At 50.1% G+C, this 15,277-nt stretch carries 12 protein-coding genes; 9 read left to right on the plus strand and 3 right to left on the minus strand.

What is annotated here, in order from left to right; all coding sequences use genetic code 11:
• Positions 1-4 precede the first annotated feature (4 nt).
• The 4 genes from EHV07_RS22960 to EHV07_RS22980 all read left to right on the plus strand — a co-directional run bounded on the left by EHV07_RS22960 (position 5) and on the right by EHV07_RS22980 (position 7,533).
• Positions 5-2,668: a TOPRIM and DUF927 domain-containing protein gene (locus EHV07_RS22960; RefSeq protein WP_147200387.1), complete on the plus strand. Its 2,664-nt coding sequence runs from the start codon at positions 5-7 to the stop codon at positions 2,666-2,668.
• Positions 2,669-3,037: 369 nt separating this feature from the next.
• Positions 3,038-3,754: a hypothetical protein gene (locus EHV07_RS22965; RefSeq protein WP_254446284.1), complete on the plus strand. Its 717-nt coding sequence runs from the start codon at positions 3,038-3,040 to the stop codon at positions 3,752-3,754.
• Positions 3,751-3,999: an ogr/Delta-like zinc finger family protein gene (locus tag EHV07_RS22970; RefSeq protein ID WP_147200388.1), complete on the plus strand. Its 249-nt coding sequence runs from the start codon at positions 3,751-3,753 to the stop codon at positions 3,997-3,999. The genes EHV07_RS22965 and EHV07_RS22970 overlap by 4 nt, the downstream gene beginning before the upstream one ends.
• A gap of 339 nt (positions 4,000-4,338) precedes the next feature.
• Positions 4,339-7,533: an SIR2 family protein gene (locus tag EHV07_RS22980; RefSeq protein WP_147200390.1), complete on the plus strand. Its 3,195-nt coding sequence runs from the start codon at positions 4,339-4,341 to the stop codon at positions 7,531-7,533.
• A gap of 339 nt (positions 7,534-7,872) precedes the next feature.
• Here EHV07_RS22980 and EHV07_RS22985 read toward each other — a convergent pair whose 3' ends face one another.
• Positions 7,873-8,493: an SHOCT domain-containing protein gene (locus EHV07_RS22985; protein WP_147200391.1), complete on the minus strand. Its 621-nt coding sequence runs from the start codon at positions 8,491-8,493 to the stop codon at positions 7,873-7,875.
• Positions 8,494-8,758: 265 nt separating this feature from the next.
• Between EHV07_RS22985 and EHV07_RS22990 the strand changes: the two genes are divergently transcribed.
• On the plus strand, positions 8,759-9,097 hold the full coding sequence (locus tag EHV07_RS22990) for a zinc ribbon domain-containing protein YjdM (protein WP_147200392.1): 339 nt from the start codon (positions 8,759-8,761) through the stop codon (positions 9,095-9,097).
• Positions 9,098-9,209: 112 nt separating this feature from the next.
• On the opposite strand, the gene EHV07_RS24620 is transcribed toward EHV07_RS22990, so the two are convergent.
• Complete coding sequence (locus EHV07_RS24620; protein ID WP_168199661.1) at positions 9,210-9,368, minus strand: hypothetical protein; 159 nt, start codon at positions 9,366-9,368, stop codon at positions 9,210-9,212.
• A 275-nt stretch (positions 9,369-9,643) separates the two neighbouring features.
• Between EHV07_RS24620 and EHV07_RS22995 the strand changes: the two genes are divergently transcribed.
• The gene (locus EHV07_RS22995) at positions 9,644-10,261 is read left to right on the plus strand and encodes a trimeric intracellular cation channel family protein (protein WP_147200393.1); all 618 of its coding nucleotides are present in this window, start codon (positions 9,644-9,646) and stop codon (positions 10,259-10,261) included.
• Here the strand turns inward: EHV07_RS22995 and ligB are convergent.
• Positions 10,236-11,930: an NAD-dependent DNA ligase LigB gene (gene ligB, locus EHV07_RS23000; protein WP_147200394.1), complete on the minus strand. Its 1,695-nt coding sequence runs from the start codon at positions 11,928-11,930 to the stop codon at positions 10,236-10,238. The genes EHV07_RS22995 and ligB overlap by 26 nt on opposite strands.
• Positions 11,931-12,179: 249 nt before the next feature.
• On the opposite strand from ligB, the gene gmk reads away from it, so the two are divergent.
• From gmk to spoT, 3 genes are read left to right on the plus strand one after another with little or no spacing between them, the layout of a single operon-like run.
• On the plus strand, positions 12,180-12,803 hold the full coding sequence (gene gmk, locus EHV07_RS23005; protein ID WP_147200395.1) for a guanylate kinase: 624 nt from the start codon (positions 12,180-12,182) through the stop codon (positions 12,801-12,803).
• A 53-nt stretch (positions 12,804-12,856) separates the two neighbouring features.
• Positions 12,857-13,132, plus strand: a complete 276-nt coding sequence (gene rpoZ, locus EHV07_RS23010; protein WP_016191359.1) for a DNA-directed RNA polymerase subunit omega — start codon at positions 12,857-12,859, stop codon at positions 13,130-13,132.
• 22 nt (positions 13,133-13,154) lie between these two features.
• Entirely contained in the window at positions 13,155-15,275 is a 2,121-nt protein-coding gene (spoT, locus tag EHV07_RS23015; RefSeq protein WP_147200396.1) for a bifunctional GTP diphosphokinase/guanosine-3',5'-bis pyrophosphate 3'-pyrophosphohydrolase, read from the plus strand.
• Positions 15,276-15,277: the final 2 nt, after the last annotated feature.

The following is a 15,277-nucleotide window of genomic DNA, read 5'->3' on the forward strand; positions in this document are numbered from 1 at the left end:
AGCTATGACTGTGACACAGATTGCCACGGCCGCACGGGGCCGCTGGCCGGTTATCCTGCCGCTGCTGGGTATTACGGTGCCGGACAACGGCCGGCACGGCCCCTGCCCGCACTGCGGCGGAGAAGACCGCTTTCGCTTTGACGATATGGAGGGGCGCGGGACGTGGATTTGCAGCCACTGCGGCAACGGCGACGGCCTCGACCTGGTAAAACGGGTTACGGGCGACAGCGTAAAAAAAGCGGCGCAGGCCGTGGCGCAGGTGCTGGCGTTCCGCGACGTGCAGGACGCGCCGGTTAAGCCTGCCAGGGAAAAAGCCCCGAAGCGCGACATGACCGCCACGGTGAACGCGCTGCTGGCAGCAGGCCACACCGGCGAGAGCGACTATCTGACCGCAAAAGGCTTTACCGGCCATCCGGTCACGCTGACCGGCCAGGCGCAGCGCATCAGCGGCACGACGTTCCCGGCGGGTTCCGTGCTGCTGCCGCTGGTGGCCACGGACGGCGCGATAACCGGCGCGCAGCTGATAGCGCCCGGTGGGGAAAAAAGCCTGCTGCCGGGCAGCAGCATGAAGGGCGCGTTCGTGACGCTCGCCCCGCTGCCCGCTGAGCCGCCGGTGCAGGCGGTGATTACCGAAGGCTGGGCCACGGCGCTGACCGTGAGCCAGCTGACCGCCGGGTACGTGGTGGCAGCCGTGTCGGCCGGGAACCTGCCGAACGTGGCGCAGGCGCTGCGCGCCCGCTGGCCGGAGGTGAAAATCATCCTTGCCGGGGACAACGACTTTCAGGACGGCGGTGAGAATCCCGGCAAGGCGTTCGCGGAAAAGGCGGCGAAGGCGGTGGGCGGCTGGGTGACGCTGCCACCGGGCGAAATCCGCGCCGACTGGAACGACTTTCACCGCCAGCACGGCGTGACCCGCGCCCGCGAAGCCTTCCGTAACGGTCTGGTGATATCCGGTGAGGGCCGCACGCGTCTGCCGCAGGGGTTCCGGCTGACGCAGGATTACCTCTGGTATGAAAAGCAGGTGCAGCGCAACGGCGAAACGGAAATCCAGAACGTGAAAATCTGCAACCCGCTGCGCGTCACCGCCATTACCTGCGACGCCGACGGCGGCAACTTTGGCCGCCTGCTGGAGTGGGAGGATACCTGGGGCGAGCGACGCAGGTGGGCGATGCCGATGGAAATGCTCAGCGGCAGCGGCGAGGAGCTGCGCCGGGTGCTGCTGGTTAACGGCCTGTCGTACATCAGTACCACCGGCGAGGCCCGCGCCCGGCTGATGGAGTATATCTCGCTGTGCAAGCCGGAGCGGCGCGTTACCTGCGTGAGCCGCACCGGCTGGCACGGGCAGGTTTACGTGCTTCAGGACGAGGTGAACGGCGAGGACGCAGAGGGCGTCATTCTCCAGACCACCTCGGTGCAGGGCCGCGACTTCCGGGTGGCGGGCACGACGGAGGAGTGGCGCGAGCACGTCTCCCGCTACTGTACCGGCAACTCCCGCGTGGCCTTTGCGGTGAGCCTGGCCTTTGCCGCGCCGCTGCTGCGCCTGATTGGCATGGACGGCGGCGGCTACCACCTGAAGGGCGAATCCACCGACGGCAAGACCACCACCATGAAGGCGGCCACCTCGGTATGCGGCGGCCCGGACTACTGGCAGACGTGGCGGGCTACCGGCAACTCGCTGGAAGGCTCCGCCAGCCGCCGCAACGACGCGGCGATGATGCTCGATGAAATCCGCGAGGTGGACGGGCGTGAGGCGGGCAACATTGCCTACATGCTGGCAAACGGCCAGGGCAAGGGCCGGGCCGGAACCGACGGCGAGCTGCGCACCCGCAAACAGTGGCGGCTGTTGTTCCTGTCCACGGGCGAGCTGTCGCTGACGGAGCATGCCGCGAAGGCGGGCGAGCGCACCTTCGCCGGGATGGAGGTCAGGATGATACAGATACCCAGCGACTCCGGTAAGTTCGGCGTGTTTGAGGAGCTGCACGGCTTTGAGAGCGGCAAGGCGCTGGCGGAGCATCTGGAATGGGCCACGGCCAGCTACTACGGCTCGCCGTTCCGCGAGTGGCTGAAGGCGCTGACCGCCGACCTCAACGGGCTGACGACGCAGGCAAAGGCGCTGATGAAGGAGTACACCGCCGCGCTGGCCCCGCAGGACGCGGGCAATCAGGTGGGTCGCGCGGTCAACCGCTTTGCCCTGGTGGCGATGGCCGGGGAGCTGGCGACGCGCATGGGTATCACCGGCTGGCCGGAGGGCGAGGCGCTTCGGGCAACGCGCGTCTGCCTGAACGCCTGGCTGAAAGACCGGGGACACACGGCCAACCAGGAAGACATGGCCGCGCTGGAGCAGGTGCGCACCTTCTTCACCGCCAACCAGTACAGCCGCTTTGCCGACTGGCACGACGAACGCAACCGCCCCGGCAACATGGTGGGCTGGCGCAGGGTGGAAAAAGGCAACGCCGCGCAGGGCCGGGAAACGGTGACCACCTTCTACGTGATGCCGTCGGGCTGGAAGGAAATCTGCCGGGGCTTTGACCCGCGCAAGGTGGCCCGACTCTGTGCGGACAAGGGATACCTGCTGGCGGCCAACGACGGCAAGCTACAGACCAGCATTCGCCCGCCAGAGATGAACGTGCGCAGGCTCTACGTCTTTAACAGCGAGGTGCCGGGCTAATGGTGCGCGAGTCTTATTCATTAAGGGTTACAGAGGTAACAGGTGTAACAACCGCGTCAGCCGGGCGCTGGCGCTGTTACACCGCATAAAAGCAAAAGGGTAACAGGTGTAACACCACATCTGTTACCCGCTGTAACCCATGTTGTTACACAGAAGTATTTCATGAAAACGCAATTAAAACAGCGATGTAACCCGTGTTACCCCTGTTACACCCCAATACCGACAGAGACGCGGCCAACACGCCCTTCCGGGCCTTTTTCCTGGCGGGCCACCGGGTTTGTTTGCTGAGCCATGAGCAGACGGGGAAAGCAGGCGTTGTCCGCTGGGCCACGGCAGAATACAAACATCCTTTACAGAGAGAGAATTATCATGAGCGAGAATAAAAGCCCCGCCGTCATCCGCCTGACCGAAGCCAGAACCGAACACACCGCGCAGATGATGAAAATCAACGATATCACCGCCGCCATTGCCCGCAGCAAGAAAGAGCGCGAGGCGGCCATCGAGAACGGGAAAGAAGCGGAAACCAACTGGCGCACCCGCTTTCGCAGCCTGCGCGGCAACCTTACCGACGAGCTGAGGGCGCAGCACAGCCAGCGCATCGTCAGCCGCGAGCTGGCCGAAGAGTTCACCGGCCTGATTGAGGAGCTGGAGTTTGAGCACGAGGGGGAGATGATAAAGGCGGTGCACACCGGTCACGCTTACGTTAACGCGCACAACGCGGCCTTTACGCAGTACGTGGAGGGCCAGTGGGAGGCCGCCATGCGCAACCTCAGCCCGACGCTGGTACGCGCTGTCCGTCTTAAGCTGCTGTCGCTCCGGCTCAACGACCGGGGACGCCATACTGACCCGCGTCATCAGGAGCCGGAAGCCATACTCGCCCGTGAGGTCGGTAAGGTGCTGGCCGATAAGGCGGAAGCCGCGCGGCTGGATATGGACGCGGAGCCTGTCGTGTCGGAGATTGGCGTTTATCGTCCGGCGCTGACCGGCGTAGATATGAAGCTGTATAAGAGTCCGTGCGCTATGCACCTGCTGGTACAGGGACGTAAAGAGAAGCTTGAGAAACAGCAGAAGGAGAGCCAGGCATGATGCACTGTCCGTACTGCAAAAGCCCGGCGCACGCCAGGTCAAGCCGCTACATGTCCGAACAGGTTAAGGAACGTTATCATCAGTGCACCAATCTCGATTGTTCCTGCGCGTTCAAAACCAGCGAAAGTATCACCCGGGTAATCACCGCGCCGCCGCAGCCCGAAGTCTGCGCGGCGCCGCCTCCACCGCCGCTTCAGCGCCAGTCCCAGACGCTGGGACGCTACGGAAGCGCGTTCCGCCACTGAACCAAAACCTAATTCGCTCCCTGCCATCCGGCGGGGATTTTTTTGCGCAAAGCTAAAGATTTTCTGCACGGTGACGAGTATAAATAGTAATGCATGCAAGAGCTGCATGGATTTGCATGCAAAAAATGCGCGTGAGAAGCACGAACGAGGCCAGTACCGGCGCGGCCGGAGCCTGTGCATGCAGCTGCATGAAAAGCAATGCATAAAGCGGGCAGGCGTGGCGGGGATAGCATTGCGCGCAGAGGCTGACGCAATAGCTTTTCAATAAAAGCTACGTCCATAATTCGACAAACGTAAATTTCCGGACATCTGATATTACACAGTTAAAGGTGAAATGAATTGGCTAAAGTATATCCCAAGAAAGCCTTATTAAACACAATCTATAACTTCCTTGACAAGGAAAAAAAGATTTCTTTCGTCTTTGGTTCACCTTTTACAATGCCAGATGAACCGGGCGGGCCCGGCGTTCCCGATGTAAATGGCATAATAAAAATAATTGAAAAAAGAATGAGAGAGCTTAACTCATTTGATGATTATCAAGAAAATACACAAGCAACACATCCTGCTGAAAAATATCAGAAATCTTTCGAGTACATATGTGGATGGCACGACCAGGAAGTCGCCAACTCCATTATTGAAGAAGCTGTAATTACTGGATGTTCAAATGATAACGGGGAAACATTAAATTACCCTAATTCAATAAATGACTTTGCAAAATTCATAAAAAACGAAAAAATAAAACCACAAGCAATTATAACTACAAACTTTGATCCACTTATTCAAGCGTGCTTTGATAAGAATGGGATAAAATACAATTATTATGTGTTAGATGATGAGGGTTTTATACAGCGCCCGCAAGGTACAAATTCTGAAGTGATTGATATTTATCATATCCATGGATTCTGGAGGGACTCAGATACGCTTCATACAATTAGCCAGTTAACGCATGAAAGAAGTCACCTTTCTGATTCATTAAAAGAGATTATAGGGGATTCCACGCTTTTAGTTCTAGGATACGGAGGATGGGATGATATTTTCACCGAATCCCTAAAGAGTGTTTTTGAAACAAAAAAAATAAATGGAGACATTATTTTGTCCTTTTATGAAAGCGAGAGTATAAATATAAATGATAGATATAGTAAATTATTATCAGCAGTTTCGAGAGGTATTTTAAAAAACAAGTTTAGATGCTATGGCGGGGTTAATTGCAAAACATTATTTAAAGAGTTAAACGATTTTATTTCAGAAAAAAATAACTTTCCCCCATCTATAAATGAAGATGCAATAGTTATTGCTCAAGATAATCTTAAACCCCCTAAACAATTTAATCAATCAACGATAATAAATCAGGATACGTTAACAAAAAAAATTTTAATTGAAAAAAAAAGAAACCATGACTTTATAAGGTTAAAGGAGAGGCAATATGCCTCTTCATCTCTAGAAAATAAAAGAATAATCTCCCTTACATCAACGCTAGGTAGCGATAGATATGGATTTATCAGTTCGCTTATTTATAACACCAAAGAATTATTTAGCTTAGATGTTTATAAAGTTGACCTCTCCAAGATTGATGACATTAACGATTTTAATAAGGAGTTTGAAAAACAAATTGGAGTGAACTTAGCACCATTTATCAGCATGCATAATGAAAAGAACAGCTGTATACTAATTGTTGACAATGTAATGCTTTTAGACCTGATTAATTGGCGTGAAAGTTTCACTACGATAATAGATACTATAAATAGAAAATCAAGTATAAAGTTAATTATATCTGGCGATAACACCTTAAATCTTCTTTCTCTACCTTTAGTAAATATTACGGCTCTCGATGCGCCTGATTTTTATTCTTACATCAACAATCACTCTCGTTTTGATGACATATCCCTTAAGAGCTCTAGTTATTATAAAATAAAAGATATAACACAATCTCTTCCAGAAAAAATAGATTCTCTTTTCTATGACTTAACCTTAATAACGTTGGAAGATTACATTAATGATGAGCAAAGTTTTCAAGATGACGATGAAAGGAAAATCAACTCATTCATTCATGTACCAAGCTATTATAAAGAGCTTATTAACGACTTATCCCTTTCCGAAAAGAAAGAGAACAAAGATATCTTATCGTTATTAAAAATATTAACAATCCTAGAGTTTGGTGAGACCTTTTCAAATATAAAAAGATATTACTCTAGTTACAAATTTAAATTAACCTCAATGCATTGGTTATTAAACCACGGCTTGGTTAACATTAGTCATAGAATGGTGAACATACCAAGAAAAATAAATAACCACGGTTCTATAATAATAACCATCAACCCACTAATATTCAATTACGTTGACACCCTTATTCAGCCTCAAGAAAAAAATGAATTAGTTAAACAAGCCCTAGAATTATTACTAGGCAATGAATGGATGTCGGGAAATATAAAATTTAATCATACCGTTATAGAGCAGATACTTGAACCACATCATTCTGGACCTGGAAATGTACACTCATTAATGTGTGTTTTTTTGAAAAACGCTCTTAAAATGAATTTAGAAAGAGAATATAAGGCTATATTTTATAGTTCTTTATGTTATATCGATCTTTTATATGATAAAGGGAGATTTAACGATGCATATTTGGCAGCAGAAGAAATTAATTATTTGTTTAGTTTAAAAGAAAATGACCTTTGTACTTACAAGTTCCTTGTTAGGAAGGCTGATTCAATGAGGATGCTTGAAATGCATTCTGAAGCTGAGACTATATTAACCGAAATAATAAATAGCAAAGTAAAAATCACTAAGAATGAAAAAATAGGGATTTATATTGAGTTAGCACATATCAGAGACCATTTTTCAGATGAGGAGGCTGTGAAAAAATATGCTAACATTGTTAAGTCCTTAACTCATAATAAAAGCTCTTATTGGATAGGTATCGAAAGTATATTATCAAATTACATTCCAAAAGAGGCAAGAATAAAAAGATTAAAATACCTTAGGAGAAAGGCTAAAAATCTTAATTTAATTTTCAGGGAAAACAACATAGTATTACAGATAGCTAAAAATTTAAATGATAAGACTGAGAAAGCAATGCTTTATGATAGTGTGATAAAAAAGAGCAAAGATGAATATACTAAAATAAGGGCTATCATAAACAAAGCTAAAAACAATATACAAAATGAATCTTTTGACACGATTACAATAGAAGATAAGGAAGAAGTGAAGAATGCATATATATATCTTTTTACTCAGCGCCTTGATAAACTAACCATAATCTGCCACGAAGTATTATGGGAAGTTTACAATCAAGAAAAAAACATTCAGTCCTTATTAAACTTATATAGGCATAGTTCAATCATCTGGGGGCTAAATGGTGATACTGAAAATGATACGAAATACTTAAATTATTTATATGAAAGGAGAGCCGAATTTGAAAGCTCTGAAGTGGCTGCATTATTTCATAACCTTCTAATTACTAGAATCAGTCACAATGAAGGCGATGATCTTAAAAGGATGCCACTCTCAAATGTACCAATTGATGTACCAAAATAAACATTATAAGAAAAAATGTATATATTTCAATTATATAATAATGAGTCAGCAATTAGATCCAGAATATCGAGTAAGTTCGTGTCTCTTTAACGTACGGAATTTACGTCTGATAAAACCCGCGATTTGCGGGTTTTATTGTTTCAATGTTTAGGCTGCTCTATAAAAAAAGGCAGTCTGTGTTCTTTATTATCAGCTTAAAATATTCTGATAACCGACCTCTAAAAAATCTGATTTAGAAACTACCCACTCTCATTTATGCAGACCGTTATTTGAGTATGCTTAGGTTTTGATCACCCGCGTCGTTTTACAGCGCTTATTACAAAGCACGCAGCAGGTTGATCACAGTTCATTGATGATCTTTGCTTTGGTCGTTTCATATTCTGAATCGCTAATCAGACCTTCTTCGAGTAATTTCTTCGCTTTTTTGAGGCGTTCCACTGCGCTGCTTTCCTTATCTGGTTCAACGGCAGGCGAATGATTTCCGAAGTTACCAAAACCACCTGATTTAGCGCGCAGCTCTTCCAGTTCACGCAGACGTCTTTTTTCACGCCAGGACTGCTCATGCTCCTGGCCAATCTTGTAGATTTCCTGGGCTTCGTCTTTACGTAATCCGTTAAGTTGGTAACGAACGACTTTACCTTCTGTGGCCAGATCGGGCTGTTCCAGGGCACTTATATACAGGGTGCTACCAAAAATCCCTGCTTTGATTTGCATGTTTTTTAAATCCTGCCAACGGACGTCAACAGGTGTGAAGCCACCCAGTAAACCCCGGCTCATGCCAATAAAACGTCCTGATGTCGCACTGGCTATTATTCTGCGTTGGGTTAGCGCAAACAACCGGCGCTGAATGGCAACTTTTAATAATGATTCGCCCGGCACCAGCATAGAAGTGAGGTAGCTGAACGCTTTCTCTAATCCCTTTTCTGGAACAATGGTTTGCTGTGTATCAGTACTACTCATAAAGGCTCCTGCTGTGTGATAGCAATCAAATGAGATCGCGATAAATAGACTTTTTTTACGATGATTTATTAAAAAATATTTACTATCTGCCCGGTTGTCTACCGAATTGTAAACTTTTTTGCCAGACAGCTTGAGGGTACGGGTAAGGCTCCGCTGATGGCAGTCTTAAAAGATTAAACGCCGAAGCGTTAAAGATGAATAGGCTAATCTACCTTACCAGGCTAAAATGCCCCCTATTTTTTTATGGATTAATTTGAGGCTGACTATGCAAACCCTTCCTCCCTGCCCTAAATGTCATTCTGAATATACCTGGCAGGATGGCGAGCTCAATAATTGTCCGGAATGCGGACATGTATGGACTGAGGGCGCAGACGCTTCCACAGAAGATACGCTGATAGTAAAAGACGCGAACGGCAATCTGCTGGCTGATGGCGATAGCGTAACCGTCATCAAAGACCTTAAGGTGAAAGGAAGTTCCACTCCCCTCAAGATCGGCACAAAAGTGAAAAGCATTCGCCTGGTTGAAGGCGATCATAATATCGATTGCAAAATCGATGGCTTTGGCCCAATGAAGCTGAAATCAGAGTTCGTGAAGAAAAACTAACCCTAAACCGTCTCTCTTCATAAGCCGTTACTGGTTTGTAAATTGATAGTAAAGCAGTAACGGTTGTTTAGCTTCACTCTTCCACAGAGCGATATCGCCTCTCGTAAATTGTTCAAACCGAACAAAAATGGGTAAAGCTGAATTTTTCGGCCAGCAGGAACAATAATCTTATAGCCTCCGGGCTGTGAACTACCGCTCCCGGTGTAAGAGGTTCGCCTGTCTCAGGATGGATCCCTTTTGCCAGCAGCCTGAGTACTTCTCCAGCCATCATTGCGTTTTCTCCTTAAATGATGGAATGCTCTGTGAGCCCTGAGTAAAACCGCCATCATGATCATTTTTAGCTGACAGCACCCTGACAGGCTAATCTTTGGTGGCGCTTTATATATTTGTAACCCGCTAATAAATAATCATTATTATCAAATGTCCGCTTAAGAAATTCAGTGTTCGCATTAGTTAAAATAATCTGGAAATTGATCGTTAAAAAAATTCAATCGCCAGCCTGTGACAGATGCTTCAGGCTTGCCGCCGATTCCTCAGGAGCGGGCTATGTTACTTACTGTTTTCTATATTGTTGGTATTACGGCAGAAGCTATGACTGGCGCACTGGCAGCGGGCCGCCGAAAAATGGATATGTTCGGCGTTATTATCATCGCTTCCGTTACCGCTATTGGCGGTGGCTCGGTTCGCGATATGCTGCTGGGTCACTATCCGCTCGGCTGGGTACAACATCCTGAATACATCATGATTGTTGCGGCGGCGGCGGTCATAACCACTCAGCTTGCGCCGCTGATGCCGCACCTGCGCAAAGTTTTCCTGGTATTGGACGCGCTGGGGCTGGCGGTTTTCTCCATTATCGGCACGAAAGTTGCGCTGGATATGGGTCATGCTTCGATCATAGCCGCGATTTGCGCAGTCATTACCGGCGTGTTTGGCGGCGTGCTGCGCGATATGTTTTGCAACCGCATTCCGTTGGTCTTTCAAAAAGAGCTGTATGCAGGCATCGCTTTTGCTTCGGGCTGGCTTTATATCCTCCTGCTGAAAACCGCGCTTTCCCATGAGCTAATCGTCCTCATTACCTTACTGTTCGGTTTCACGGCTCGTCTGCTGGCGCTGCGGTTCCGGCTGGGTTTACCCATTTTTAATTATCCACATGGCGATCACTAAATTGTGCCTGTTGATTTTTTTCCAAAAACGTAATCAATGGTTGAACCTGAGGATGATGAAGAAACTGTACGACCTGTTGTGACAGGCGTTTACCGACGCCGGGCAATTGCTGCCACGCAGCCTCACTTCTTGCCAGCAGCATTTGCCAGTTGTCGTCAGGCATCGCATTAAGCGCGCCCGCAGGGAGAGGCACGCCCAACGCCTTTACCCAGCGTTTGAAGGGCTGCTGGCGGCTCAACGAAAACTGATGATAGAGCTGCTCCGCCCGGTTCGGCGTCAGCGCTTCAATAGCGTCGAGCTGTTGTCGCGAAAGCTCCAGCCAGGAAAAAAGATGCGTTAACAGTCCGCTTTGCATCAGCTGCTGCCAGCGACTGCGGCTCACGCCAGACAGTGCCAGGACATTTTTGTCACTTAGCCAAACTAACCTTGCCAGGAACTGTTCGCGGCAGGCAGGGGTATAAACCAGGCAACTTGTTGCATTGAACGCAGTAATATCGGGTATCGACGGAACGTCACGCTGCGCTACACGCCATGTAACACCATCCAGGCGCGGGATTCCCTGGCCCGCCAGACTGATAGCAACCTGATCGCCTGCGATAATATCAGCCTGCTGCCAGCGTCTGAATGAACCGAGACTGACCCGACTGACTTTTTTATCATCCAGCTGTACAGGTTCCAGATTGAGTACCGCGCTAATTTTTCCCGTGCGCCCCACAGGAAACTCGACGGAACGAACTCCCGTATTGGCCTTTGCCGGAGAATATTTCCAGGCTACGGACCAGGTATTATCCCCCGGACGCCAGTTTGCCCCGTCAGGCGGCGTGGCATGAATGACCACGCCATCGGTAACAAAAGGCAGCGGCTCATGCAACCAGCGCTCACGCCATATCGCTACGTCATCAGCGCTGGCGACGGGTTTACTCCAGTTAGCCGCGACGCCAAATCCGGCTTTGCTCAGCTGATCCAGCCGCTGTGGCATCGCTCTCGGCCCTTCAGGCCATGCCCAGATAAAAATGCCAAGCTTTTGCAGGACTGTTGATGCTTCGTTACGCCTCATTGCGCCTGCGACTAACGATCGGGCATTGATGCCGCCCTGTTCAGCCTGATGATGATCGGTCATCTGCAAGAATAGCTCTCCCTGCAAAACGACAGAAGGCGCAACCAGCGGAATTTGCTGAGGAATAGCCGTTATCGCTTTCGCCTTCTCCGTCCAGTCTTCGCCATGCAATCCATCTCCCCGACTGATCAGCCTGACCAGTTTCCCCCGCTGGTAATGCAAAGTAACGGCAACGCCATCTACCTTTGGCTGCACCCAAAGCGCGTTCTTTCCCGCCATCCAGCGCGCCACCGCCTGTTTGTCCGCCAGTTTTTTAACACCAACGTGCGCAACAGGATGCACAACTTTACCGCCTTGCATTAATTCAGGCAGGCGGAGTTCACTTAGCGGTCGAAAACAACGTTGCCAGTCATGGTATTTCTTTTCCAGCGCATCATAGCGCTCGTCCTCAACCAGGCTGAGCCCCTGTCGATAATAGGCATCGTCCCATTTGCTCAGCTGTTCCTGCAACGCCCCCATTTCCATTTCAGCGCGACCAGGTGCCCAAACCGGGCAGATAGCTTGCGCCGCGCTACAGCACAAGCCGATAATTAACATCAGGCTTCTTCGCATCTCTTTACCCCCTGTTACTCTGCAAGGCGGATTAAAAACCGGATCGCTGGAGCTTGCGAGGGGCGAGCTGTAATGACGGGAATCGCCTCGAAAAGTTTTCGCCCTAGCATGAAATGCTTCATCTTCGCCGCGAGACGCATCGCATTTTCTGAGAAAAAACGTTCTGACCGGCCTGAAACGCTGCATGATGAGTGGCAGCCGTGTATACTGTGCAGGAAGTAGACTCCGACTGGCATATCAAGAAGAATCATGGCTCAAGGCACACTTTTTATTGTTTCAGCTCCCAGCGGCGCGGGTAAATCCAGCCTGATCCATGCACTGCTGAAGACACAACCGTTATACGACACCCAAGTTTCTATTTCCCATACCACACGGGGAATACGTCCGGGTGAAAATCATGGTGAACACTACTATTTCGTCAACCACGACGAATTCCGTGGCATGATCGAAGAAGAAGCTTTTCTGGAACATGCTGAAGTGTTTGGCAATTATTACGGTACTTCCCGTAAAGCGATTGAACAGGTGCTTTCTACCGGCGTGGATGTCTTTTTAGATATCGACTGGCAGGGTGCCCAGCAAATTCGCCAAAAGATGCCGCAGGCACGCACTATTTTTGTCCTGCCGCCATCAAAAGATGAGCTGGATCGCCGCCTGCGTGGCCGCGGCCAGGACAGCGAAGAGGTTATCACCAAACGAATGGCGCAAGCCGTCGCGGAAATGAGCCACTTTGCAGAATATGATTACCTCATTGTGAATGATGATTTCGATCTGGCGCTGTCCGATCTGAAAACCATTATTCGCGCCGAGCGTCTGCGAATGGGCCGTCAAAAGTCCCGTCATGATGCTTTAATCAGCAAACTGTTGGCAGACTGAGGACAACTCAGTATGATGCCCAGTCATTTCGTCAACCGTGGAGTATCACACTTATGGCACGCGTAACCGTACAGGACGCAGTAGAAAAAATTGGTAACCGTTTTGACCTGGTTCTGGTCGCCGCTCGTCGCGCTCGCCAGATGCAGGTTGGCGGTAAAGATCCGCTGGTTCCGGAAGAAAACGATAAATCTACCGTAATCGCACTGCGTGAGATCGAAGAAGGTTTGATCACCAACCAGATTCTGGATGTGCGTGATCGTCAGGAGCAGCAAGAGCAGGAAGCCGCTGAGTTACAGGCTGTTACCGCTATCGCTGAAGGTCGTCGTTAATTATTAGCCGGAAGGCTCGCCCTTGTATCTGTTTGAAAGTCTCAATCAACTGATTGAAAAATACTTGCCTGAGGACCAGATAAAGCGCCTCAAGCAAGCATACCTTGTCGCACGTGATGCTCACGAGGGACAGACGCGCTCCAGCGGTGAGCCTTACATTACCCACCCGGTTGCCGTTGCCTGCATCCTGGCGGAAATGAAGCTCGACCATGAAACACTCATGGCCGCGCTTTTGCACGATGTTATCGAGGACACCCCCGCCACCTATCAGGATATGGAACAGCTTTTTGGCCGAACCGTAGCTGAACTGGTTGAAGGGGTTTCCAAACTCGATAAGCTGAAATTCCGCGATAAGAAAGAAGCGCAGGCCGAAAACTTCCGCAAAATGATCATGGCAATGGTGCAGGATATTCGCGTCATTCTGATCAAACTGGCCGACCGTACGCATAACATGCGGACTCTGGGCGCATTACGCCCGGATAAAAAGCGCCGTATTGCGCTGGAAACGCTGGAAATCTACAGTCCGCTGGCCCACAGGCTGGGTATTCATCACCTGAAAACCGAGCTGGAAGAGCTGGGCTTCGAAGCGCTCTACCCCAACCGCTACCGCGTCATCAAAGAAGTGGTGAAAGCGGCCCGTGGCAATCGTAAAGAGATGATTCAAAAGATCCTTTCTGAAATTGACGGTCGCCTTCAGGAAGCGGGTATCCCCTGCCGCGTCAGCGGAAGGGAAAAGCACCTCTACTCGATTTATTGCAAAATGCACCTGAAAGAGCAGCGCTTCCATTCAATTATGGATATCTACGCTTTCCGGGTCATCGTCAGCGATGTCGACACCTGTTATCGGGTGCTTGGACAGATGCACAGCCTCTACAAGCCTCGTCCTGGCAGAGTAAAAGATTATATCGCCATTCCCAAAGCTAACGGCTATCAGTCGCTGCATACCTCAATGATCGGGCCACATGGCGTGCCGGTTGAGGTGCAGATCCGCACAGAAGATATGGATCAGATGGCTGAAATGGGTGTGGCTGCGCACTGGGCTTATAAAGAACAGGGTGAAAGCAGCACCACGGCGCAAATCCGTGCCCAACGCTGGCTGCAAAGCCTGTTGGAACTGCAACAGAGTGCCGGTAGCTCCTTTGAGTTTATTGAGAGCGTTAAATCCGATCTGTTCCCGGATGAAATTTACGTCTTTACGCCAGAAGGCCGTATCGTTGAGCTACCCGCCGATGCCACACCGGTAGACTTTGCTTACGCCGTTCATACCGATATCGGCCATGCCTGCGTCGGCGCGCGCGTCGACCGTCAGCCTTATCCGCTGTCGCAGCCGTTGACCAGCGGGCAGACTGTCGAAATCATTACCGCACCCGGCGCGCGTCCTAACGCTGCCTGGCTTAACTTTGTGGTCAGTTCAAAAGCGCGTGCAAAAATTCGCCAGCTGTTGAAAAACCTCAAGCGGGAAGATTCGGTCAGCCTGGGACGCCGCCTGTTGAATCATGCGTTAGGCGGTAGCCGCAAGCTGGCTGAAATCGCGCCGGAAAGCGTTCAGCACGAGCTGGAACGTATGAAGCTGGCTACGCTGGACGATCTGCTGGCCGAAATTGGCCTTGGCAACGCCATGAGCGTGGTAGTGGCGAAAAATCTTCAGCAGAACGATCAGCCTGCCCCGGTGACTCAGACTTCCAACACGCCGTCGCGCAGCAAATTACCGATTAAGGGCGCTGATGGCGTGCTTATCACCTTTGCCAAGTGCTGCCGCCCAATTCCTGGCGACCCCATCGTGGCGCATGTCAGCCCCGGTAAAGGGCTGGTGGTGCACCATGAATCCTGCCGTAATATTCGTGGCTATCAGAAAGAGCCAGAGAAGTTTATGGCGGTGGAATGGGATAAAGACACCGAGCAGGAATTTGTCGCGGAGATCAAAGTGGATATGTTTAACCACCAGGGCGCGCTGGCGAACCTCACGGCAGCCATCAATACGGCAGGATCCAATATTCAGAGCCTGAATACGGAAGAGAAAGATGGCCGTGTTTACTGCGCCTTTATCCGTCTGACAGCCCGCGATCGCGTCCATCTGGCGAACATTATGCGTAAAATCCGCGTAATGCCGGATGTGATTAAAGTTCACCGTAATCGAAATTAGTG

Source organism: Pantoea sp. CCBC3-3-1 (genome assembly GCF_007981265.1).
Taxonomy (GTDB): domain Bacteria; phylum Pseudomonadota; class Gammaproteobacteria; order Enterobacterales; family Enterobacteriaceae; genus Erwinia.